The organism is Brevundimonas sp., assembly GCF_027484365.1.
Classification (GTDB): domain Bacteria; phylum Pseudomonadota; class Alphaproteobacteria; order Caulobacterales; family Caulobacteraceae; genus Brevundimonas.
In genome coordinates, this window is sequence record NZ_JAIXTC010000003.1 from 25,963 (window position 1) to 49,058 (window position 23,096).

Genomic DNA, 23,096 nt, shown 5'->3' on the forward strand with positions numbered 1-23,096 from the left:
TCTCACTGCGTTGGTCGCATCGCCCGGAAGTCGACGTCGCTATCCGCGACCAACCAGACCAGGGCGGCCCAGGCGGCCACGTTCTGGCGCAGTTGCTCGGGGTCGATCTTGTCCAGGGTGTCGTCGGCCGTGTGGTGCAGGTCGAAATAGCGCAACCCGTCCTGCTTCAAACCGAAGACCGGCACCCCGGCCTCGACGATCGGACCGATATCGGCGCCGCCCTCTGTCTCAGGAACGTTCGTGCGCAGGACACCGATTGGATAGAGGACCCGGTTCGCCGCATCGGCAAAGGCGCCGGTCTGGGCGCCGATGGGAAGTTGCAGGGCATAGACCCTGTCCGCCCCGAAATCACTCTCGCCGGTGAAGACATGGTTGGCGATGTCCTCGGCCGACAGGCTGCGCAGATAGGCGCCGCCGCCATTGCCGGTATTGGTCGGCTGGGCGACCTCTTCGGAACCGTAGAGGATCACGCGGACGGTCCGGGCCGTGGGACCCTGTTCGGCGATCGCCTTGGCGGCCGCGATCGTGATCGCCCCGCCCGCTCCGTCGTCGATGGCGCCGGTGCCCAGGTCCCAGCTGTCCATATGCGAGCCCAGGACGATGATCTCGTCAGCCCGGTCGCCATGACCCGGCATGTCGCCGATGACGTTGTGCGAGGTCGTCTCATAGGTGTGAGCCGTGGACGACAGATGAATCCGCACAGGATCGCCGTAGGACACCAGCCGGCTCAGCTGATCCGCGTCGGGCGCGCTCAGGGCGAAGCCGGGCAGCGGAACGACACCGTTCACATACCGCGTCGTTCCCGTATGCGGCATCCGGTGCTCATCAGACCCGGCCGACCGCATGATGAAGGCCAGGGCGCCCTTCTGCGCGGCCACGCTCGGGCCTGCGCCGCGGATTCGCGTCAGCGGGCCGTAGCCGGCCCCCGACTGCATGGGCACCATCTGGCCGGCGTCGACATAGGCGATCTTCCCGGCGAGAGACCCATCAGGAACGGCGGAAAGGTCCTCAAGTGAGGTGAAGCGCACGACCTCGGCCTCGATCCCGCCGGCCGGCGTGGCCGGCGAATGCCCGAGGGCGGCTACGGCGAGACGCTGGGGGTTGGCGCCGACAATGGCGGCACTCTCCTCGCCGCGTTCCCAGCCGACCAGCGGAAACGCCTGGATATGGACGTTCTTGAAGCCGAGCTCGCGCATATAGCCGGCCGCCCATTCGGCGGCGGCGGTCTCGGACGCCGACCCCGCCGGGCGAGGCCCGAACCGGGTCGTCAGCTGGGTGACGTAGTCCATGGCCACGGTGTCGTTCAGCGCGGCGTCGCGCACCTGTTCGGCGTTTCGGATCGTCGCAGCGTCCTGCGCCATCACGGGGCCCGCGAGCGCGGATGCCAGTGAAAGCACGGACACGGCGGCGATGGCCGAACGACGGGCGGAAACGAACATGCCGAAACTCCAGATCACGGGATGGCCGGGACCCTAGAGCTTGCAAGGAGGAAGGTGAAGCGGCTTAGCCGACGTTCGCCAGCTGGGGCTCCAGAACCACCTCGCGCCAGGCGTGAGGGGCATCCAGAAGGGCGCGGACCAGCAGGTTGTTGACCGAATGTCCGGCCTTGTAGCCTTCGTACCGACCCAGCAGCGGCGCGCCCATGACATAGAGGTCGCCGATCGCATCCAGGGCCTTGTGCCGCACGAACTCGCGTTCCATGCGCAGGCCGCCGGGGTTCAGGATATCGTCACCGTCGATGACGACCGCGTTCTCGAGGCTGCCGCCGCGCGCCAGACCGGCCTGGCGCAGGGCCTCGACCTCATGGGCGAAGCCGAATGTCCGGGCAGCCATGATCTCGTCGCGGAACGTCTGTTCGTCGACCACGAAATCCACAACCTGGTTGCCGATCACGGGGCTGTCGAAATCGATCTCGAACCGCATCTCGTAGCGCTCGCAGGGATAGAGCGCTGCATGCTTGTCGCCGTCCGTAACGTGGATCGGCTCAAGGATCTCGATGTAGCGGACCGGCGCTTCTTGCCGGCGGAAACCGGCGCGGTCCAGCAGCTGAACGAAAGGCAGGGCCGAGCCGTCCAGGATTGGCAGCTCCGGTCCGTCGACCTCGACGATGACGTTCGATATGCCCAAGGCGCAGAAGGCGGCCATCAGGTGTTCGATCGTGGACAGTCGCACGCCGGCTTCGTTCTGGATCATCGTGTTCAGGCGCGCGTCGACCACGGCGTCTCCGGAGACGACGATGCGATTGTCACGATCGGTGATGTCGGTGCGGACGAAAACGACGCCTGTCCCTGCCGGGGCGGGACGGATGGCGAGGCGAACTCGCTGACCCGTGTGCACGCCCACGCCCGCACATATGGCGGGGGCGACCAGCGTCCGTTCGCGATGATCGTGGCGTGGCGGCAAGGTCTGATCCACTGAACGCCCGGCGCGCCGGGGCGCGCATGAGCGGAAGATCGATCTCTAGCTGCAGTGCAGCAAGGCGAAAACCAAAGTCGGGTTTCGAATTGTTTCCAACTTGGTAACCCTCGCCGCAAAGCAAAACGCCCCGGGCTTCCCCGGGGCGTTCAAGGCGGCGGCAGGCCGGATCAGTTGGCCAGACGGCGCAGGAATGACGGGATCTCCAGATCATCCTCTGCGGTGGGAGCCGTCACTTCCGGCAGCGGCTGGGCGGTCTGGCGCAGTTGAGGCTGGCCCCGCGACGCGTTGGGTGCCGGGGCGTAGGCCGTCTGGGCGCGAGGCTTCTTGCCGAACAGGCTCCAGCCAGACTTGCGATGGTCGCGGTCGTCGTAGGCGGACTCATCATACTCTGCAGGTTGCTGACCCTGCGGGGCGGTCGGGGCGCGATCCATATAAAGATCGCCCTGGTCCGCGTGGGAGGCGACGGAAGAGCGGCGGCCTTCGGACTCAAACGCCTCGACCCACGGATCGACGATGGGCGCGAGGGTGCGCTCTTCGGCGACGTGGATCACCGGCTCGGGCGCCCGTGCGACGGGTTCGGGCGCCTGGAATGTCGGGATCACAGGGGCGGGTTCCGGCGCACGATAGGCTTCAGCGCGGGCCGGCTCGCGATAGACGGGTTCCGGAGCCCGCGGGGCTTCAGCGACCGGCGCTGCGCGGCGCGGATCATGGAAGGCAGCCTGACGGGTCGCAATCGGCTCGATCTTGGCGGTCGCAACCTCATCCATGCCGGTGGCGACGACCGAGACACGGATCTTGCCGTCCAGGGCCGGATCGAAGGCCGCGCCGAAGATGATGTTGGCGTCGCCGTCCACCTCGGCCGAGATCGCGTTGGCGGCCTCGTCGACTTCCAGCAGGGTCATGTCCAGACCGCCAGTGATGTTGACCAGTACGGCCTTGGCGCCCTTCAGCGAGGTCTCGTCCAGCAGCGGATTGGCGATGGCGTTCTGGGCAGCCAGCAGGGCGCGATCGTCGCCCGACGCTTCTCCCGTTCCCATCATCGCCTTGCCCATCTCCGACATCACGGCGCGAACGTCGGCGAAGTCGAGGTTGATCAGACCCGGCAGGATCATCAGGTCGGTGATCGAGCGCACGCCCGAGTGCAGCACCTGGTCGGCCATGCCGAAGGCGTCTGCAAAGGTGGTGCGTTCGTTGGCGACGCGGAACAGGTTCTGGTTCGGGATGACGATCAGAGTGTCGACGTAGCGCTGCAGCTCGGCGATGCCCGCATCGGCCAGACGCATGCGGTGGCGGCCTTCGAACGTGAAGGGCTTGGTCACGACGCCCACCGTCAGGATGCCGCGATCACGCGCCCGCTTGGCGATGATCGGTGCTGCCCCGGTGCCGGTGCCGCCGCCCATGCCGGCCGTGATGAAGATCATGTGCGCGCCTTCCAGGTGCGCGTCGATTTCGTCGGCGCTCTCCTCGGCCGCGTTCATGCCGACCTCGGGATGGGCGCCGGCGCCGAGCCCCTGGGTGATGGTCTCGCCCAGCTGGATGCGGCGGTCGGTCTTGGCGAAGCTGAGGTGTTGCGCGTCGGTATTGGCGACGACGAACTCGACCCCTTCAAGGCCGGCGTCGATCATGTTGTTGACGGCGTTTCCGCCTGCACCGCCGACGCCGAACACGACGATCCGGGGCTTCAGTTCCGTGGCCGAGGGGCGCACCAACGAGAGAGACATTTCCAAACCGACCTTTGTTCCGACCCTGCCCCTTGAACGTCCAGTGCGAAGTCCCCGCCGATTCGCATTGGTTATGAGCGCGTTAAGGATCGCTCACCGTCGTTAAGGGAAGGTTACCGGATAGCGTGAGTCGGACGGCTGGCGAGGCCTGTCCCCAAGCGTGGCCGCAAAAATCGGGCTTGCCGGCAAAGAAAAGGGCGGCCCGAGGGCCGCCCTTTCCGTCTTGGTTCTGACCGAACCCCTTACCAGGGACGGTAGTTGATGCCGACATTGAAGCGGCGACCGTACGGGTCGAAGCTTGAAGCAAAGCCCAGATAGGGAGGGGGCTCGGAGTCAAACACATTGGTCACGCCGAGGCGCAGGGTTGCCTCGTCGGTCACATCGTAGCGGAAGGAGATGTCATGACGGGCAAAATTCCCGGTCGTCCACTCATCCACGCTGTCGATGTCGGTGTTTCCGGTAGGGAGCAGGTCTCTGTATTTGCGCAGATCCTGCGACGCCTGCCAGTCTGCCGTCCAGGTCACGGCCAACTTGTCAGTCGGCGTCCAGGTCAGAGTGGAAACGAACTCGACCCGCGGGAAGAACACATCCGACGTCGAGTCGGTAAACGCGGCAGGATTCGCCGGGTTGGTGAAGTTCTTCTGCTCGATGAGCCAGAGACCGCCAACGCGCCAGTTCAACTGGCCAAGATCCTGACCGAGCAGTTCTGGCAGGTCGTACCGATAGTTGACTGTGAAGTCCAGACCGCGAGTTTGCAGCTTGGCATTGTTGATGCCGGCCAGGATGAAGCCGCCGGTGGGATCGCCGTTAGGGGCCCCGACCTTGAAGTTGTTGAACGGATCCACGCCATTGTCCGGATTGCGCCGGAACACCAAAGCACAGGTGACGGGATTGGGCGTGGAACCGCTGCTGACGCAGTCATCTGCCAGGAACTGGCCGCTGGGCGTGATGATGACATCCGAGATCGTGATCTCGTAGTAGTCGAGCACGATGCTCAGGTCAGGGATGAAGCGGGGCTGAAGAACCGTCGAGAAGGTGAAGGATTCCGACGTTTCCGGCTTCAGGGCCGGGTTGCCGCCCAGGACCGAGGCGATGCCAGAGCCATAGGTCGGAAGGTAGTCGTCCGCCGTCGTCACGGTTGTGTTACCGAAGTCGAACGAAAGACCCCGTGCTGCAGCCAATGTCGTGCAGTTTGCGATCCGGTTCGCACGGACCGTCGCAGCATTCGCGCCCGAGAAGCCGGTGATTACGCGGGTGTCGCAAGGATCGACGAACGCGTTGACAAACGTCTGCGCGGCGGGACGGAAGTTTTCAGTCAGGTTGGGAGCACGGAAAGAGGTATTGAAGCTGCTCTTGAACGTAATGTCCTGCACCGGACGGTAGACAAGGTTCACGCCATAGACGTCGCCCGATCCTGCCGTCGTGTAGTCGAATGCACGATAGGAACCCGTGAGTTCAGCATACTCACCGAGCCAAGTGTCCCGGAACAGGGGAATGGCGAGTTCGGCGAATACCTCTTCCGATTCGTATTCAACGCCGATGAAGTCTGCGCCTGTGTTCAGCTGCAGAAGGCGGTTGTTTGCACTACGGCTACGGCCAACACCTTCGGTGTACTCGCGGCGGTATTCGGCCCCGAGAGCAAAGCCGATCGGACCGGCACCCCAGAAGTCCCACAGTTCGCCACCGAAGCTGGCGACCGCGGCTTCCTGGATATTCTGCTCCTCGACCCGGACGAAGGCACTGATGTAGTCCAGAGCCTCTTTGCTTTGGTTGCCCGCACCAAAGACGTTCAGGGGAACGCAGCCGTTGACTTCAGGATCGTTGATGGCCGCACCGGTGCCATAGGTGGTGCGAGCCGTGAACGGGTTCTGTTCGGTGACCGCCAGGCCCTGGCTTCTGAGCAGTTGCACACGGCAGACAATCTGGCCGGGCCGGCCATTGACGATACCTGCCGTATCAACGACCGAGTCCATCGCATGACCGAAGCGGATTGCATCCGGCCCGCGCTCGATGTTGAGGTTGTTCATCTCCCCATAGGTATAGGAGAGATCCCAGTTGAAGTTCTTGATGAAGCCGAGCGTGTCGCGCGAGCCATCAAGGGCGGCAACGTAGCGAGCAACCTCGCGTGTGTTGGTCTGGTCACGAGCAATACCAAAGCCACGGTGGTTTGCGATCGCTCCGGACCGTAGACCGGCCGCTGTACCTGGCAGGGTCGGATCGACCGTGCTGGGCTGATTGTAGCCGGTAAAGGTGTTGTTCAGAATGGCCGTTCTGACGTTGGCCGGCAGGAAGGCATTGTCCAGACGGGTCGAGAAGGTCGCCGTGCCGGAAATCAGACCGGGGGTTGTCGCCGTCCCCGTACCGCTCGCGAGAGAGAAGTCGCTGACAAAGATGTCCCAGAACGAAAGCTGACCGGCGTAGAAGGCGTCTTCGGTGGTGTATTTTGCCTCAAGAGACAGATTGATGTCTTCGGTGACATCGAAGTTCAGGCCAACCTGGTAGCGCTGGCTCTCCTGGAACGGGAAGGTCGCACCCCGGTCGAAGGACGACTGGTTCGCAGCCTCACCGTCTCCGCCGATGTTCCAGGGGCGGTTGGTGCCGGTATTCCCGATGCGCTGGCCGAAGTTCGCAAGGCGCGCCGTGGTCCCCGTGAACCAGTAGGTATAGGCGGGGTCGACACTGAAGCAGGCGGCGGCAGTCGACGCACCGGGGCAGTTTGCAAACGGCACGTCCGGATCATTGTTCGGGCTCGGACGCTGCATGTTTGCAATCGTCAACGAGCCCCAGAGCGGGCGATCGAGACGGCGCGCGTTGTAGAACTGCCCGAGATCGAGAACACCGTCCGCAGCCGGTCCGAACGCAGGGTTGGTCGGGTCTGCGTCAACGCCGAGACGGATCCGGCCATCCTGCAGCCAGTTGATGTGCGATGGGAAAACGGTCTCCGCACGCTCATACTCGGCATGAGCATAGATGTTCAGGCGATCATCCAGAAGGTTCATGCCCCCCAGGATCGACAGGCGGCGGGTATCGGCCGCACCGTCCTGGACAAGCTGTCCGAAGTTACCGTCGATCTCGAGGCCTTCGAAGTCCTTGCGGAGGATATAGTTGATGACGCCGGAGACGGCGTCGGCGCCGTAGACCGACGAACCGCCGCCGGTGATGATTTCGATGTTCTCGATCAGGAGACGCGGGATGGTCGAAACGTCCACCGAGAGCGTGCCCCCGGCCGAACCCACATGGCGGCGACCGTCAACCAGCGTCAGCGTACGCCCGGTGCCCAGCGAACGAAGGTTCGCGAACTCCAGACCGCCCGTGTTCAGCCCGCCGCCCGTCGTATCGGAAGGGACCAGGGAGTTGGAAAGAGCCGGGATTGTGGCGAGGTAGTCGATTACTGTCGCCTGGCCGGTTTCAAGCAGTTGCTCGCGGCTGACCGTGATCAGCGGCGTCGGCGCCGTGGTCGGATCGCGGCGGATACGCGAACCCGTGACGATAATCTGTTCAACCTCGACGGACTCTTCATCCTGCGCCGGAGCGGACGATTGAGCGAACGCCGGGGCCGACAGCGTCAGTACCCCCGCGAGGACGGTGGTTCCGAAGAGATACTTGCGATTGGTTAGCATGGTGCTTGGCCCCGGTGACTGAATGACGCGCGGCAGACCTCTGCGAGTCTGACCGTTCAGGACCGTTGCTAGTCAGAAGATGTCAGCTGGGCAACCATTGGGGCGCGACTGAGGCAAACGGAACGCGGATTTGTTACACTTCGGACACACCACGGACACAGCTTGAGATATTGCGTGTCGACCTAAAGGTTGTCTCGCAACCATCCGGCAGCTCGCGCTACGAGATTGCCACTCTGGACGCGCGGTGCGTCGGCGGCCGTAATCTGTCGCGACATCAGCTTCCTGGCCGACACGGCCTCGCGCGGACCATAGGCGGCGCGCAGCAGGACGCCGGCCGCTGAGCAGAAGGCGGGACCGGCCGCAGAATCCGCGAGGTGAGGCGCGCGCTGTGGACGTCCCAGACGGACGGGGCGGTCGAAGACCCGCACCGCCAGTTCCCGCACGCCGTTCAATTGACTGGCGCCGCCCGCCAGAACGAGGCCGGCGCCCGGTTCGAGGCCGACACCGGCATTGCGGAGACGGTCCCGCAGCAGTTCGAGCGTCTCCTCGACCCGCGGCGCGATGACGGTCTTCAGCATAGCCCGGGGGACGATGACGGGGCCGGCGCCGGCATCCTCGCCGCGCGGCGGGGCCTCCAGCATCTCGCGGTCCTCGTTCGCGCTCGCCATGGCCGAGCCGTGCAAGGTCTTCAGCCTTTCAGCGCCGGCCCGGGAGGTCGAGAGGCCGCGCGCGATGTCGGCCGTGACATGGTCGCCGCCGACATTGAGAGATTCGATGTGGAGCAGGGACCGGCCGCCCCAGACCGCGGCCGACGTCGAACCGCCGCCCATGTCGATGCAGACGCAGCCCAGATCCATCTCGTCCTCCTCGAGAGAAGCGAGCGAGGACACCACCGGGGCCGCAGCCACGCCCTGCAGATCGAGGTGGGCCAGTTCCAGACAGTGGCTCAGAGATGCGAAGGCACCCTCGGCCATCGACACGACCAGAAGGTCGAGGCCCAGAGACCCGCCCCGCATGGCGCGGGGATCATGAACGCCGCGCGCCCCGTCGACAGACCAGGCGATCGGCAGAACATGGATCGGCCGTCGGTTCGGCAGACGGATCTGGGCCAGGGCCATGCCGATGGCGCGGGCCAGATCGGCGTCGCTGACCGGATTGGCGCCCAGAGAGACGCGGGCCTGGACCCGGTGGCTCGCCATCTGGCCGATGGCGGTCGTGACGATGACGCCCGAAACAGGAGCGCCTGCGGTGCGCTCGGCGCGTTCCACGGCATGGCCGATGGCCTGGGCCGCCTCGTCCATGTTGACGATGGCTCCCCCGCGCACGCCCTTGGACTGGACATGGCTCGCGCCGGCGACGCGGATCGTCCGGTCGGCATGGCGCACGCCGTCGGGCTTCATGATGAAGCAGGCGACCTTCGACTGGCCGAGATCGAGCGCGGCGACCACAGGCGCGCGCGCCGCCGCCCTGCCCGCCTCCGTCGTCGGATCCGCCTTCTTACCCGCCATGATGCCTGCCGCCCTTACTCGAAACTATGTGGTTAGACGCCGGCGCGGGGCCGGACCGCGACCTGACCCTCGGTCCGGAGATCGATCCGGGCCAGGCCCAGTTCCAGCAACCGCTCGCGCTGGTCGAGCGCGTCGAGCTGGATCAGGGCCGCTTCCTGCTTCATCGCCGGGAGCTGGATGATCCCGCCATCCTTCAGCCGCAGGTCCCAGCGCCGTTCGTCGACCCGAACCAGGGCGTCGACCCGGCCCATCAGCCGGGGCCGTTGAGCCAGTAGTGGCAGGATATCGCCCGCCGCCTTGTCGGCGCCTGCGCCAACAACGAGCGGCAGACCCGGATAGCGACCAGCGTCGGCGCCCGGAATGGCGCGGCCTTCGCCGTCGATGACGAAGACCCGGCCACCGGTCTGCCAGACGGCCAGGCGGTCATGTTCCTTGACCTCGACGATCAATGTGTCGGGCAGCAGGCGCACCACACGCGCCTCCTTCACCCAGCCCACGGCCTCAACACTGGCCTGCAGGGAGTCGAGATCAAGGCCCGTGATCGGCTGACCTGCCTCGACGTTGAGGGCTCGCTGGATCGCGGGCGTCGCTTCGGCCGAGGCCCCGGTGATGCGCACCCGGCGGAGCTTCAGCCCCATGCCCGTGGTGATCTGGTCCATGCCGTGAGTGACGGACTGGCCGATCCGCTCGGCGCGGGCCCCGGTGGCGAGCACCAACGCCAGAACCCCCACGCCTGCACAGATCGACAGGACGACGGCGCGAGGCGAAAGGTCGAGCTTGCCCAGGGCGGCCATCTTGCCGGGAACGCCGCCGGGATTGCGGGGCGCGTTGCGTGAGCGACCGCCCTGCCCTTTCGGACCCGCGCTTCGCTTGGGCGCAGACGCGACATTCGCGCGCCGACCGCCGCGAACTACCGCGGGCATGAGGCGTCCTCCACCATCCACCGGACCAGATCTTGATAGCTCATCCCGACGTAGGCGGCCTGTTCCGGAACCAGAGAGGTCGGCGTCATGCCGGGCTGGGTATTGACCTCCAGCAAGACGAGTTCGTCCTTAACATCGTCATAACGGAAGTCGGACCGCGAGATGCCCCGACACCCCAGGGCGGCATGCGCCTGCTCGGATTCCCTCAGCGCCGCCTCGAAAACGTGGGGCGGGAGATCGGCCGGTAACTTGTGGACGGATCCGCCCGGCGCGTATTTCGCCTCGTAGTCGTAGAAGCCCTTCACCGGGGTGATGTCGGTCACGGTCAGGGCGCGTGGCCCGGTCGCCTCGCCGATCACGGCCACGGCCAGTTCCTTGCCGGGGATATAGGGCTCGACCATCACCATCTCGCCATAGGTCCAGTCATCGGAGCCGACCTCGGTCTGAGGGCCGTTGGCGCCGGCCATGACGAGATAGACGCCGACGGAAGAGCCCTCGGCGTTGGGCTTGATGATGTAGGGGGGCTCGATCACGTGGCGGCGGGCCACTTCGCGCCGATCGAACAGGCCGCCACCAGGCACCTTGATGCCCGCCGCGCCGAGCACGGCCTTGGTCTTGTCCTTGTCCATCGTCAGGGCCGAGGGAAGGACGCCGGAATGGGTGTAGGGGATCTGGAGAGTCTCAAGGATGCCCTGGACGCAACCGTCCTCGCCCCAATCGCCGTGAAGGGCATTCAGGACGACGTCAGGTTTCAGATCGGCGAGCACCTGGGCCAGGTCGCGGCCGGCGTCGATACGGGTGACCCGGGCGACCTGGGCTTCAAGAGCGTCCGCGCAGCCCTTGCCCGAAGACAGCGAGACGTCCCGCTCGGAGGACAATCCGCCCATCAGGACGGCGACGTGCATCTCTGACAGGGGACGGGACATGGTGCGTTCTGGGCGGTTACAGGGGGCGGCCGATCCTCTTGATCTCCCATTCAAGGTTTACGCCGAGTTTACTTTGAACGTCGGCGCGGACGGTTTCCCCCAATCCTTCGATGTCGGCAGCCGTGGCCTCACCCGGATTGATCATGAAATTGGAGTGGAGATCGCTGAACATGGCCCCGCCGCCGGTCACGGCGTGGAGCTTGCCGCGCCAGCCCGCCTCGTCGACCAGTTTCCACGACGAATGGCCGGGCGGGTTCTTGAAGGTGGAGCCGCCGGTCTTTTCCCGGATCGGCTGGGTCTGTTCGCGGCGGGCGGTGATCTCGGCGATGCGAGCGGCGACGGCCTCGGGGTCGTCCGGCGTCCCGCGATAGACGGCCTCGATCCAGAGGATGTCGGCCGGGGCCTCGGAGTGGCGGTAGGTGTAGCCGAAGTCGGCCAGCGAATAGTCGACCCGCTCCCCCGCCCGCGTCAGGCCCCAGGCGGAGACGAGGATGTCCTTCGTCTCGGAGCCGTAGCAGCCCGCGTTCATGGTCAGGGCCCCGCCGATGGTCCCGGGGATGCCGGCGTAGAACTCCAGCCCCGCCAGCCCCGCCTTTGCCGAGGCCCTGGCGACCATGGCGTCCAGGGCACCCGCCCCGGCCGTGATCGTGTCGCCCTCGGTCGTGATACCGGCGAAGGGACGGCCGGCCAGTCGGATCACCACCCCCTCGACCCCGCCGTCGCGCACGATGACGTTGGACCCGACGCCCAGCACCATGACCGGAACGGCGGGGTCGAGCGCCTTCAGGAACGCAGCCAGATCATCGGCGTCAGCAGGGATGAAAAGGACCTCGGCCGCGCCGCCGACCCGGAACCAGGTGAAGGGCCCGAGCGGCTCGTCGCGCAGCAGCTTGCCGCGAATTTCGGGAAGGGTATCTCGCCAGCTCAACCGCCGGTCTCCTGATCCATCGTCAAAGGGCGGCCCTAAACCAGACCACCCCTGAAATCTCGTCGATATCAATCCCGGTTCTGATCTCTCGCCCAAACCGGTCCCTTATCCAGTGCACCCAGGCGAAGGCGATACCCTCGCCGATTGCTCGCGCAAGAACTGGGTCAAAGGCGTCTCCGACCCAATCCAAGCCCAATGAGTTGACGTGCTTCTGCGCTGTGATGATGGGCTCTGCATCACCGGAATGGGTGATGATGTCATCGACCGTGGCTTGGTCGAAAGCCGCTTCGACAAACAGCCCCCCTCGATACTCGATGAGCGCAGGATAGAGTTCCCGGAAATATTCCAGCTGGAGTCGACCTGACCCCTGTTCCTGGACCAAGAGGTCGTCCTCTGGCACGCGGCTGACTGCGGAAAGAGCAGCCTCGACTTCGATAGCCGACGCTTCGCTCACCCCAGCGCCTCCAGCTGTGCCGGCAGGGCGTAGGCCCAGGCGGTGATGTCGCCGGCGCCGAGCAGGACGACGACATCGCCCGCCTTGGCTTCCTCGGCGATGACGCGGGGCAGGACGGCGGCGTTCTCGAGCGCCGAGACCCGCAGGTGGCCGTAGCGACGGATGCCGTCGACCAGGGCCTGTTTGTCCACGCCCTCGATCGGGGCCTCGCCCGCCGCGTAGACGTCGGCGACGATGACGCTGTCGGCGTCCGAGAAGCTGGTCGAGAACTCGTCCATCAGGTCGCGCAGCCGGGTGAACCGGTGCGGCTGGACCACGGCGATCACTCGCCCCTCGGCGACCTGACGCGCCGCTTTCAGCACGGCGGCGATCTCCACCGGGTGGTGGCCGTAGTCGTCGACGATCCGCACGCCGTTGACCACGCCCGTGGTGGTGAAGCGGCGCTTCACACCGGCGAAACTCGCCAGACCTGTCCGGATCGCGTCATCCGAGACGTCGAGCTCGCGGGCCACGGCGATGGCGGCCAGGGCGTTGGCGACATTGTGCCAGCCGGCCATGGGCAGGTGCAGGCCGGTGATACGGACGGGCTCGGCACCGCCGCGATCCTGGATGACCACGTCGAACCGGGCTCCGTCCGGGCTCATGTCGCAGTTGTCGGCCCGAACCATCGCCTGCGGGTTCATGCCGTAGGTCACGATCCGGCGGTTATCGATCTGGGCCACCAGCTTCTGAACCTCCGGATGGTCCAGACAGACCGCCGCGAAGCCGTAGAAGGGGATGTTCTCGACGAAATCCACGAACGCCTTACGCACCGCGTCGAAGTCGCCGTAGTGGTCGAGGTGCTCCGGGTCGATGTTGGTGACGATGGCGACCGTGGACTTGAGGCGCAGGAAGCTGCCGTCGGACTCGTCCGCCTCGACCACGATCCAGTCGCCGTCGCCGACCTTGGCGTTGGTGCCGTAGGCGTTGATGATCCCGCCGTTGACCACCGTCGGATCAAGCCCCGCCGCGTCCAGCAGGGCCGCGACCATCGAGGTCGTCGTCGTCTTGCCGTGGGTGCCGCCGACCGCGATCGAGAACTGCAGCCGCATCAGCTCGGCCAGCATCTCGGCCCGGCGCACCAGCGGAATGCGGCGCTCGCGCGCGATCATCATTTCCGGGTTCGTCGCCTTGACCGCCGTCGAATAGACCACGGCTGCAACGCCGTCGCCGACATGGGCCGCGTCATGGCCAATGAAAATCTTCGCGCCGAGGGCCGCGAGACGCTCGGTATTGGCCGAGGACTTGGCGTCCGATCCCTGAACCGAATAGCCGATCTTGAGCATGATCTCGGCGATCCCGCTCATGCCGATGCCGCCGATGCCGACGAAATGAACAGGACCGAGGTCGAACGGAACGGGGCGAAGGCGAGCGATCATCCGAGCGTCATAGCGAGGGCTTTTCGTGAATGCACGAGGGCTAGGGAATCAACTCCCCCTTAACTGTAAGGATTCACTGTTCAGCCTCCACTCTCCCCGGGGCGTATCCGTGACCGATCTGAAGACCGACATTATCCACCGGGGCGACTGCATCGAGATTCTGCGGTCCCTGCCCGACAAGTCGGTGGACATGGTCTTCGCCGACCCGCCCTATAATCTCCAGCTGGGCGGCGACCTGCTGCGGCCGGACAATTCGAAAGTCGACGCCGTCGACGACGACTGGGACAAGTTCGACAGTTTCGCCGCCTATGACGCCTTCTGCCGCGATTGGCTGAAGCAATGCCGTCGCGTCCTGAAGGACGAGGGCTCGATCTGGGTGATCGGCAGCTATCACAACATCTTCCGGCTGGGCGCGGCGATCCAGGACCTGGGCTACTGGGTGCTGAACGACATCGTGTGGCGCAAGACCAACCCGATGCCGAACTTCAAGGGCACCCGTTTCACCAACGCTCACGAGACCCTGATCTGGGCCGCCAAAAGCCGGGAGCAGAAGCGTTACACCTTCAACTACGACGCCCTGAAGGCCTTCAACGAAGACACCCAGATGCGGTCCGACTGGACCTTCGCCCTGTGCACCGGCGAGGAGCGGATCAAGGGCGAGGACGGCAAGAAGGCCCATCCGACCCAGAAGCCCGAGGCCCTGCTGCACCGGGTGATCCTGGCCGCGACACGGCCGGGCGACGTGATCCTGGATCCCTTCTTCGGCACCGGAACGACGGGTGCCGCCGCCAAGCGCCTGGGCCGCCACTTCATCGGCATCGAGCGCGATCCCGAATACGCCAAGGTCGCCGAGACGCGGATCCAGGCGGTCATACCGGCGAAACCCGAGGACCTTGTCGTGACCGGCTCCAAGCGCGCCGAGGTCAAGGTTCCCTTCGGCGCCCTGGTCGAGGCCGGCCTGCTGTCGCCGGGCGATGTCCTCTACTGCCCCAAGGGGGAGCGCGAGGCGCGGGTGCGAGCCGACGGGTCGCTGGTGTCGGGCGCGATGACGGGTTCCATCCACAAGCTGGGCGCCCTGTTCGAGAACGCGCCCGCCTGTAACGGCTGGACCTACTGGCGCTTCCGCACCGACACGGGGCTTCGCTCCATCGACGCCCTGCGCGCCGAGGTGCGGGCGGGCATGCAATAGGGCCGCCCCGACCGGTCCTTCATTCGACGAACCGCCCGCGCTCGTGTCGGAAAGCGGTCTCTGCGCCGCGTGTAACGCACCGCAATCATTACTGAAATTCGCCGTTAGGTTCGGGAACTTCGCGGTTGCGATATCATTGATGTCTACGGCCCGGCTGAGCGGGTCGGAGCAAACCCGTCATGAAGATCGCGCAGGTCACCCCGCTGTACGAGGCGGTTCCTCCCAAACTGTACGGGGGAACCGAACGGGTGGTCGCCCACCTGACTGACGCGCTCGTCGATCTGGGGCATGACGTGACCCTGTTCGCCTCCGCCGAGGCCCGGACCAGGGCCCGGCTGATCCCGGTGCGCGACCAGGCGATCCGCCTGGATCCGTCGCCGCTCAAGTCCGATCTCGCGGCCCACATGAGCATGCTGTCGGAGGTTCTGCGGCGCGCGGACGACTTCGACGTCATCCACTTCCACACCGACATGATCCATTTCCCGTTCTTCGAACGGATCGCCAACAAGACGCTGACGACCCTCCACGGTCGGCTCGACATGAAGGACCTGCCCGAGGTCTATGAGCGCTGGCCGGAGTTCGGCCTGGTCTCGATCTCGGACGATCAGCGCCGCCCCCTGGCCTTCGCGAACTGGAAGGCGACCGTGCACCACGGCATGCCGGCCGAGCAGTATGTCTTTTCGCCGAAGGCCAAGGGTTACCTCGCCTTCCTCGGCCGCATCTCGCCCGAGAAGCGCCCCGACCGGGCCATTGAGATCGCCACCCGACTGGGCAGGCCGCTGAAGATGGCGGCCAAGGTCGATGCGGCAGACAAGATCTATTTCGAGACGAAGATCAAACCGCTGATCGACGGCAACCCGCTGATCGAGTTCATCGGCGAGATCGGCGACCACCAGAAGTCCGAGTTCCTCGGCGGGGCCGAGGCGCTGCTGTTCCCGATCGACTGGCCGGAGCCCTTCGGCCTGGTGATGATCGAGGCCATGGCCTGCGGCACGCCGGTGGTGGCCTTCCGCTGCGGCTCGACGACGGAGGTCATCGAGGACGGGGCGACGGGCTTCCTGGTCGATACCCTGGAACAGGCCGTCGCTGCCGCTGACCGGGCCGCGCTGCTGGATCGCGAGGCCGTGCGCGCACGGTTCGAGCTGAGGTTCTCCGCCACGGCGATGGCCCGGCGCTATCTCGACGTCTATGGCGACCTGCTGGCGAAGAAGCCCTATGCCGAGATGATCCTCCCTGACGTCGTGGTTCCTCTGCACGAAGAGCGAACCTTCGCCGTTTCCGCCTGAACCTAATCGCGCCCCGGCCATTTTGATCTCGCATTCGCATACCAGTCTGGTGACGGGCGACAGCGCCAGCGAGGTTTCATGGACGACGGCTACTCGGTTCAACAGACGGCCGTGGACAGCGCGGAGACCGGCGGGCTGGATACGCTCCAGGCACTCAAGGACGCCGACACCTTCCTGGTTGCGGACAACTGGGGCGACCTGAAGGGCGGGGCTGACGGCCTGTTCCACCACGACACGCGGATCCTGTCGCGGTTCGTGATGACCGTGGGTCTGGCGCGGCCGTCGCGGCTGAGCTCGAGCGTGTCGCGGGACAACGTCTTCTTCACCGCCCACACAACCAACCGGCCCCTGCCTCCGATGGGCGGCCGGTCGGCGCCGGCGGGGGTGCTGCACATCGAGCGGCGCCGTTTCGTCTGGGCCCGGCGGATGTTCGAGCGTGTGCGGATGGTCAACCACGGGATCGAGGACGTCCTGGCGCCGCTGGCGTTCGAGTTCGGGGCGGACTTCGCCGACATCTTTCAGGTCCGTGGCACGCTGCGGGAGACGCGCGGGACAGGCGAAGCTCCGACGACGGACGGACGGCGGGTCACCTTCCGCTACACCGGGCTGGACGCGGTCGTGCGGACCAGTTGCCTGTCCTTCTCGGAGCCGCCGGCGCGGCTGACGGGCTCGCGGGCCGAGTTCATGTTCAGCCTGCCGATGGGCAAGGCCCTCGACCTCTATATCGAGTGCGGGCCCGAGGCCTGTTCGACGCCCGATCCCCGGCGGTGGCGCGAGAACGCGGTGCAGGCCCGGCTGGCCATGCGGCGCAGGCGGCGGCGCGGGGCCTCGCTGAGGGGGCCGCGAAGCCCGCGCTTCAACCAGTGGCTGGACCAGTCGCGGGCCGACATCGCCCTGTTGACCACCGACCTGCCGACCGGTCCCTATCCCTATGCCGGGACGCCCTGGTTCTCGACGCCGTTCGGGCGGGACGGGATCATCTCGGCCTGGCAGATGCTGTGGCTCGATCCGTCGCTGGCCCGGGGCGTCCTGACCTATCTGGCCAAGCGTCAGGCGACCGAGGTCTCGGCCTTCCAGGACGCCCAGCCGGGCAAGATCATGCACGAGACCCGGGGCGGCGAGATGAGTGGCCTGGGCGAGGTTCCCTTCGGCCTCTACTACGGCGGGGTCGACACCACCTGCCTGTTCGTGGCCCTGGCCGGAGCGTATTTCCGCAGGACCGGGGACATCGACCTGATCAGGGAACTCTGGCCCAATCTGATCGCGGCGACCGAATGGATGCGGGACTATGGCGACAGCAACGGCGACGGGCTGATCGACTATCAGCGCGCCGCCGGGACGGGGCTGTCGAACCAGGGCTGGAAAGATTCCGAGGACTCCATCTTCCACGCCGACGGGCGGTTCCCGAAAGGGCCGATCGCCCTGCTGGAGGTTCAGGGCTACGCCTTCGCCGCCTGGCGGGCGATGGCCGATCTGGGCGCCCTGGTCGGAGACGGGCGGGCCTTGGCCTGGGACAACCGGGCCGATGAGGTCCGGCTGCTGGTCGAGGACCGGTTCTGGATGGAGGACCAGTCGTTCTACGCCATCGCCCTGGACGGCGACGGTAACCCCTGCGAGGCCATAGGCTCCAACGCCGGCCACCTGCTGTTCACCGGCCTGCCGTCGCCGGCGCGGGCTGCGGCCGTAACCAAGCGGCTGCTGGGGGCCGAGTTCCGCTCCGGCTGGGGCCTGCGGACCCTGGCCCGGGGTCAGGCCCGGTTCAATCCGATGAGCTACCACAACGGCTCGGTCTGGCCGCACGACACCTCCCTGGGCGTCGCGGGCATGGCCCGCTACGGCGAGCGGGATGCGGTCGGGATGATCCTGGGCGAGATCTACGCCGCCGCCAGCCATTTCCAGATGCGGCTGCCCGAACTGTTCTGCGGCTTCGAGCGCCATCCGGGCGAGGGGCCGATCGCCTATCCGGTCGCCTGTCTGCCCCAGGCCTGGGCGGCGGGGTCGGTCTTCCTGATGCTGCAGGCGTCGCTGGGGGTGTCGATCGACGCCCTGACGAAGACGGTGACCGTGGACGCCCCCGCCCTGCCCGCCGGGATCGAGCGCCTGACCGTCAGCCGGCTTCAGGTGGGCGACGCCACGGTCGACCTGGCCTTCGAGCGGCTGGGCGACCAGGTGGTGGTCGTGCCGAGGAACCGGATCGGTGAGGTCAGGGTCGTGACGACACGATAGCCTTCCTCCACCCGGCGCACCCGGCGATGGCCGGGGTGCAGGGTGGATGGGTGGACTCCGGAAATTCAGAGTCCAGGTAGTCCACTGAGTCCCATCCGTCCTTCGAGACTCAAAACGCGCGTCTACAGAGCCAGCGGAGTCGCTCCACGCAGCCTGCCTGATCGGTTGTCAAAGACCCGCCGGGGACGTGGGTGGCGCGCCCGGGGATCTCAAGATCGGGCGTGGAATAAATTCCACATCAGGATGCGGTCATCGCCAGGGCTCGCTCAAGCGCCTTGCGGAAGACCGTCGGCAGGGCCTCCAGCGCTTCGGCCTCCGCCATCCACAGGAAGTCGCCCTGCCCCTCCGCCACGCGCACCGTCAGGGTCAGGGAGAAGTGGGTGAAGACGTGTTCGACGGCTCCGGCCTCTTTCCAGATCGGAGCGGGCCGGTCCGCGACGACGGGCGGAACGGCGTCGGGGGCCGCTTCGGTCCAGTCGCCGGTGGGCAGGCCGACCATGCCGCCGAGGAGACCCTTGTCCGGGCGACGGACGAGGGCGACGCGGCCCTGACCGTCGCGGAGGACCCAGGCGACGCCCTGACGATGCGGGCGGGCGGCCTTCTTCGCCTTGACCGGAAAGCGTTCGGGCTCGCCGGTCGCGCGGCCGGCGCAGAAGGCCACAATGGGGCACATCAGGCACAGGGGCGACTTCGGGCGGCAGATGCGGGAGCCGAGGTCCATCAGGGCCTGGGCCCAATCCCCGGGGCGGCTGTCGGCGACGAGGGTCGCGGCGAGACGTTTCAGCTCGGGCCGGGCGGCGGGGACCGGCGTCTCGACGGCGAACAGCCGGGCGACGACGCGCTCGACATTGCCGTCCACGACATTGGCGGGCCGGTCGAAGGCGATGGCCGCGACGGCGGCGGCGGTATAGGCGCCCACCCCCGGCAGGGCCAGAAGCGCGGCCTCGGTGTCGGGGAAGACGCCGCCATGCTCATTCGCGACGGCGCGGGCGCAGGCCAGCAGGTTGCGGGCCCGGGCGTAGTAGCCGAGGCCGGCCCAGGCGGCCATCAGGTCTGAATCCGCCGCCGCCGCGAGGTCGCTGACGGTCGGCCAGCGCGCGGTGAACCGCTCGAAATAGGGGGTCGCGTGGGGGACGGTGGTCTGCTGCAGCATCACCTCGGACAGCCAGACGCGGTAGGGGTCGGTGCGTTCGGGGGCGCCCGGGGGGCTGCGCCACGGCAGGGTCCGCGCATGGGCGTCGTACCAGGCCAGAAGGGCGGCGCGGAGTTCGGATCTGTCTTGCAGGACGGCGGTCATCGGTCGCGCTATATAGACGCCATGGCGCGCGATCTGCCCACAGACGCTGAAACCCGCGAAATCCTTTCGCGGCGACGGACCCGGCCCATGCCGCGGCCGGCGCCTCCGGCCGGTCGGGCCCTGGCCCCCCTGATCCGCGAACTGGACGAGAAGTTCGGGCGCGGCGCGGGTGCCCTGGAGCCGCGCTGGCGCGAAATCGTCGGCGACCAGCTGGCCCGCGTCACCCGCCCACAGAAGCTGACCAAGGGACGTGCGGGAACCGGCGGGACGCTGGAGCTGCGCGTCGCGGGCCCGGCGGCCCTGCTGGTCCAGCACCAGTCGGCCGACATCCTGGCGCGGGTGAACCTGTTCCTCGGCCCGGGCGCGGTGGACAAGCTGCGCATCGCCCAGGGGCCGGTGAAGCCCCTGGCGCAGATCGCCGCCTCGACCAAGGGCGCGCGCCGCCGGATCGACCCGCTGGACGCGGCGGCGGAGGCCGAACTGGCGAAATCGGTCGAGGCCGCGCCGGACGGGCTGAAGGCCGCCCTGGCGAACCTGGGGCGGGCGGTGCTGTCGGATCAGGCGAAGGGACGGCGGCGGTAGGCTATCTGGACGAGAGTATCTTTGCTTTCTCCGCCGCGAACTCATCTTCAGTCAGCGCGCCACTAGAATGGAGCGCGTGAAGCTTCTCAAGCCGCTCGAGATCACTGGTCCGCGCTCCATTTGAAGCAGAGAATTTAAACAGCGGCTCAGAAGAATTCGGCCCGCTCGAGACAACGCCGTAAGGGTTGTCTTCCGATTTTCCCTCCTGACAGAACCAAACGATCAGAAGGATGGCTCCGACGAGAGGCACGAGTACGATCAAGACCCACCATCCTGATCGGCCGGTGTCGTGGAGGCGACGGACTTGGACGGCCAGTGACGGAAGAATAAGGCCTAGCACTGTTACAGTGTATAGCAAACCAATCGACGACCCGAACAAAAGTGAATCAAGGATCGAGGAGACGACGTAGGCGCAGAATGCAGCCAAAGTGAAGTACCAGAACTCGGATCGTGAAGCGCGACCTTCAAACACGACATACTTTTGAAGTCCTGTTTTTACTGCTTCCTGAAATTCCAAAGCACACCCCTACGATCAGCCAAACCGGTAACCCATCCATCGCAGATGAACTTAGGGTCGTAAAGGCGGTATGGAATGCACGTCACCCGCCGTTCGTCAGGCACGGTCGGTTGACAAAACTTCGCCGCACCTGTTCTCGACAACAAGGGACATCGCGCGCGTCCCGGGGAATCGCGCGATCATCCAGAGCTTGAGTCCAGAGGAAGACGCCATGCGCGCCAGCGGCCCGTTCAAATACGCCTCGATGAGCCGCCGCGCGGCAGTCACCGGAGCCGCCCTGGCGGCGATGACGATGCTGGCGGCCTGTTCCGGCAGCTCGTCCGGCGCCGCGGCCGAGGGCGACATGGCCCTGGGCGCCGCCGAGGGGGCCAAGGTCACGGTCGTGGAATACGCCTCGGTCACCTGCGGCCACTGCGCCGCCTGGCAGGAACAGGTCTATCCGGAGTTCAAGGCCAAATACATCGACACCAACAAGATCCGCTACGTCTTCCGCGAGTTCCCGACCGACCCCGCCCCGGTCGCCATCGCCGGCTTCCTGATGGCGCGCTGCGCCGGTCCGGACAAATATTTCCCGGTGATCCACGAGATCATGGCCAGCCAGCGCGAGATCTTCGGCGGGGTGCCGCCGCGCACGGTCCTGCTTCGCATCGCCAACGGCGCCGGCCTGACCGAGGAGCAGTTCCAGACCTGCGTCACCGACCCCGACGCGATCAAGGCGATGGACGCCCGCATCAAGGCCGGCATCGACGCCGGGGTGCAGGGCACGCCGACCTTCATGGTCAACGGTGAAAAGGTCGCCGACAGTTCGCTGGCGAGCCTGTCCGAAAAGATCGACGCCGCCCTGGCTGAAAGCTGAGACCATGACCCTGTTCCGCAATCTGATCCTGGCCGTGACCGCCCTGACCCTGGCCGCCTGCGGCGGGTCGAAGGCCGTCGTCGACGGCGACATGGCCCTGGGCGCGCCCGAAGGCGCCAAGGTGACCGTGGTCGAATACGCCTCGCCGACCTGCCCCCACTGCGCCCTGTGGCAGGCGAACACCTGGCCCGCGTTCAAGGCCGCCTATGTCGACACCAACAAGGTCCGCTACGTCTTCCGCGAACTGCCGACGCCGCCGGCCGAGGTCGCGGCGGCCGGCTTCCTGCTGGCCCGCTGCGCCGGACCGGACAAGTATTTCGACGTGATCCACGCCATCATGGAAAGCCAGACGGAATGGCGCACGGGGACCAACCCGCGCGACAGCCTGATCCGGATCGCCGGCGGCGTGGGCATCGACGAGACTGAATTCACCGCCTGCGTCACCAATCCGGAAGCCATCGCCGCGCTCGAGGCCCGGGTGAAGGCCGCGACGGACGCGGGCGTGATCAACACCCCGACCTTCTTCGTCAACGGCAAACAGGTCTCCTCGCCCGGTGGCGAGGGGGCGGTCATGGCCGACCTGGGTCCCGCCATCGAAGCTGAGCTGGCCAAATGATCCGTTCGCTGTTCCTGATCCTCGCCCTGGTCGCGGCGCCGCTGTCGGCCTCGGCCCAGACCGCCGCCGGCCTGCCCGCCGTGAGCGCGACCGACCGGGTTCTGGGTCGCGCCGACGCGCCGGTGACGGTGATCGAATACGCCTCTTTCGTCTGCAATCATTGCGCCCACTGGCACACGACCGTCTATCCGGCCTTCAAGGCCCGCTTCATCGACACCGGTCAGGTCCGGCTGGTGTACCGCAATCTGCCGACCAATCCGGCCCAGGTCGCGGCCCGCGCCGCCGGCATCGCCCGGTGCGCGGTTCCGGCCCGGTTCTTCGACGTGGCCTCGTCCTTCATGACGGGACAGCAGGCGCTCTTCGACGGCGCGCCCGTGGCGACCTGGTACGCCAACGGCGTGGCGGCCAGCGGCCGGACCCAGGCCCAGATCGACGCCTGTCTGGCCGATCCGGCGACGCTGAACGGCATCCGCGCCGAGATCGCCGGCGCCACGGCCGCCGGTGTCCAGGGCACGCCCAGCTTCTTCGTCAACGGCCGAGCCGTGTCGGACAGCTCGCTGGAAGGCCTGTCCGCCGCGATCCGGCCCCTCCTGCCCCGCCACTGACGAAGG

The 23,096-nt window shown here is 66.5% G+C and carries 19 protein-coding genes; 7 read left to right on the top strand and 12 right to left on the bottom strand.

Annotated features, from left to right (window positions below):
- Nucleotides 1–2: 2 nt before the first annotated feature.
- From Q0044_RS00750 to murC, 10 genes are all read right to left on the bottom strand, one after another.
- Nucleotides 3–1,439: a M20/M25/M40 family metallo-hydrolase gene (locus Q0044_RS00750; protein ID WP_298158311.1), complete on the bottom strand. Its 1,437-nt coding sequence runs from the start codon at nt 1,437–1,439 to the stop codon at nt 3–5.
- A 64-nt stretch (nt 1,440–1,503) separates the two neighbouring features.
- Nucleotides 1,504–2,403 (bottom strand): UDP-3-O-acyl-N-acetylglucosamine deacetylase, encoded by a 900-nt coding sequence (gene lpxC, locus Q0044_RS00755; protein WP_298158313.1) that lies wholly within the window; start codon nt 2,401–2,403, stop codon nt 1,504–1,506.
- 182 nt (nt 2,404–2,585) lie between these two features.
- Nucleotides 2,586–4,139: a cell division protein FtsZ gene (ftsZ, locus tag Q0044_RS00760; RefSeq protein ID WP_298158315.1), complete on the bottom strand. Its 1,554-nt coding sequence runs from the start codon at nt 4,137–4,139 to the stop codon at nt 2,586–2,588.
- Nucleotides 4,140–4,381: 242 nt separating this feature from the next.
- Nucleotides 4,382–7,759 carry a TonB-dependent receptor domain-containing protein gene (locus tag Q0044_RS00765; protein WP_298158317.1) on the bottom strand — a complete coding sequence of 1,126 codons (3,378 nt, stop codon included), beginning with the start codon at nt 7,757–7,759 and terminating at the stop codon, nt 4,382–4,384.
- Between the two features lie 182 nt (nt 7,760–7,941).
- Nucleotides 7,942–9,267 (bottom strand): cell division protein FtsA, encoded by a 1,326-nt coding sequence (ftsA, locus tag Q0044_RS00770; RefSeq protein WP_298158319.1) that lies wholly within the window; start codon nt 9,265–9,267, stop codon nt 7,942–7,944.
- 32 nt (nt 9,268–9,299) lie between these two features.
- Nucleotides 9,300–10,190: a cell division protein FtsQ/DivIB gene (locus Q0044_RS00775; RefSeq protein WP_298158320.1), complete on the bottom strand. Its 891-nt coding sequence runs from the start codon at nt 10,188–10,190 to the stop codon at nt 9,300–9,302.
- A complete protein-coding gene (locus Q0044_RS00780) occupies nt 10,178–11,116 on the bottom strand; it encodes a D-alanine--D-alanine ligase (protein WP_298158322.1) in 939 nt (312 codons plus the stop codon). Before Q0044_RS00780 ends, Q0044_RS00775 begins: the two co-directional genes overlap by 13 nt.
- Nucleotides 11,117–11,132: 16 nt before the next feature.
- Nucleotides 11,133–12,044 carry a UDP-N-acetylmuramate dehydrogenase gene (gene murB / locus Q0044_RS00785; protein ID WP_298158324.1) on the bottom strand — a complete coding sequence of 304 codons (912 nt, stop codon included), beginning with the start codon at nt 12,042–12,044 and terminating at the stop codon, nt 11,133–11,135.
- Between the two features lie 22 nt (nt 12,045–12,066).
- Nucleotides 12,067–12,498 (bottom strand): hypothetical protein, encoded by a 432-nt coding sequence (locus tag Q0044_RS00790; RefSeq protein WP_298158326.1) that lies wholly within the window; start codon nt 12,496–12,498, stop codon nt 12,067–12,069.
- Complete coding sequence (gene murC, locus Q0044_RS00795; protein ID WP_298158327.1) at nt 12,495–13,916, bottom strand: UDP-N-acetylmuramate--L-alanine ligase; 1,422 nt, start codon at nt 13,914–13,916, stop codon at nt 12,495–12,497. Before murC ends, Q0044_RS00790 begins: the two co-directional genes overlap by 4 nt.
- A gap of 109 nt (nt 13,917–14,025) precedes the next feature.
- Here murC and Q0044_RS00800 point away from each other — a divergent pair, with 109 nt between their 5' ends.
- The 3 genes from Q0044_RS00800 (at nt 14,026) to Q0044_RS00810 (ending at nt 18,617) form a co-directional block, all read left to right on the top strand.
- Entirely contained in the window at nt 14,026–15,105 is a 1,080-nt protein-coding gene (locus Q0044_RS00800; RefSeq protein WP_524536142.1) for a DNA-methyltransferase, read from the top strand.
- 179 nt (nt 15,106–15,284) lie between these two features.
- Nucleotides 15,285–16,391, top strand: coding sequence for a glycosyltransferase family 4 protein (locus tag Q0044_RS00805; protein ID WP_298158329.1), 1,107 nt, complete (start codon nt 15,285–15,287; stop codon nt 16,389–16,391).
- A 78-nt stretch (nt 16,392–16,469) separates the two neighbouring features.
- On the top strand, nt 16,470–18,617 hold the full coding sequence (locus tag Q0044_RS00810; RefSeq protein ID WP_298158331.1) for an amylo-alpha-1,6-glucosidase: 2,148 nt from the start codon (nt 16,470–16,472) through the stop codon (nt 18,615–18,617).
- A gap of 238 nt (nt 18,618–18,855) precedes the next feature.
- On the opposite strand, the gene mutY is transcribed toward Q0044_RS00810, so the two are convergent.
- Nucleotides 18,856–19,914 carry an A/G-specific adenine glycosylase gene (mutY, locus tag Q0044_RS00815; RefSeq protein ID WP_298158334.1) on the bottom strand — a complete coding sequence of 353 codons (1,059 nt, stop codon included), beginning with the start codon at nt 19,912–19,914 and terminating at the stop codon, nt 18,856–18,858.
- A gap of 21 nt (nt 19,915–19,935) precedes the next feature.
- Between mutY and Q0044_RS00820 the strand changes: the two genes are divergently transcribed.
- A complete protein-coding gene (locus Q0044_RS00820) occupies nt 19,936–20,496 on the top strand; it encodes a DUF721 domain-containing protein (protein WP_298158336.1) in 561 nt (186 codons plus the stop codon).
- A gap of 1 nt (nt 20,497) precedes the next feature.
- Here the strand turns inward: Q0044_RS00820 and Q0044_RS00825 are convergent, their stop codons facing one another.
- Nucleotides 20,498–21,013, bottom strand: coding sequence for a DUF805 domain-containing protein (locus Q0044_RS00825; RefSeq protein ID WP_298158337.1), 516 nt, complete (start codon nt 21,011–21,013; stop codon nt 20,498–20,500).
- Nucleotides 21,014–21,224: 211 nt separating this feature from the next.
- On the opposite strand from Q0044_RS00825, the gene Q0044_RS00830 reads away from it, so the two are divergent.
- The 3 genes from Q0044_RS00830 to Q0044_RS00840 are packed head-to-tail and all read left to right on the top strand — an operon-like array spanning nt 21,225 to nt 23,090.
- Entirely contained in the window at nt 21,225–21,869 is a 645-nt protein-coding gene (locus tag Q0044_RS00830; protein ID WP_298158339.1) for a DsbA family protein, read from the top strand.
- A 4-nt stretch (nt 21,870–21,873) separates the two neighbouring features.
- Nucleotides 21,874–22,485: a DsbA family protein gene (locus tag Q0044_RS00835; protein ID WP_298158341.1), complete on the top strand. Its 612-nt coding sequence runs from the start codon at nt 21,874–21,876 to the stop codon at nt 22,483–22,485.
- The gene (locus Q0044_RS00840; RefSeq protein ID WP_298158343.1) at nt 22,482–23,090 is read left to right on the top strand and encodes a DsbA family protein; all 609 of its coding nucleotides are present in this window, start codon (nt 22,482–22,484) and stop codon (nt 23,088–23,090) included. Before Q0044_RS00835 ends, Q0044_RS00840 begins: the two co-directional genes overlap by 4 nt.
- Nucleotides 23,091–23,096 lie beyond the last annotated feature (6 nt).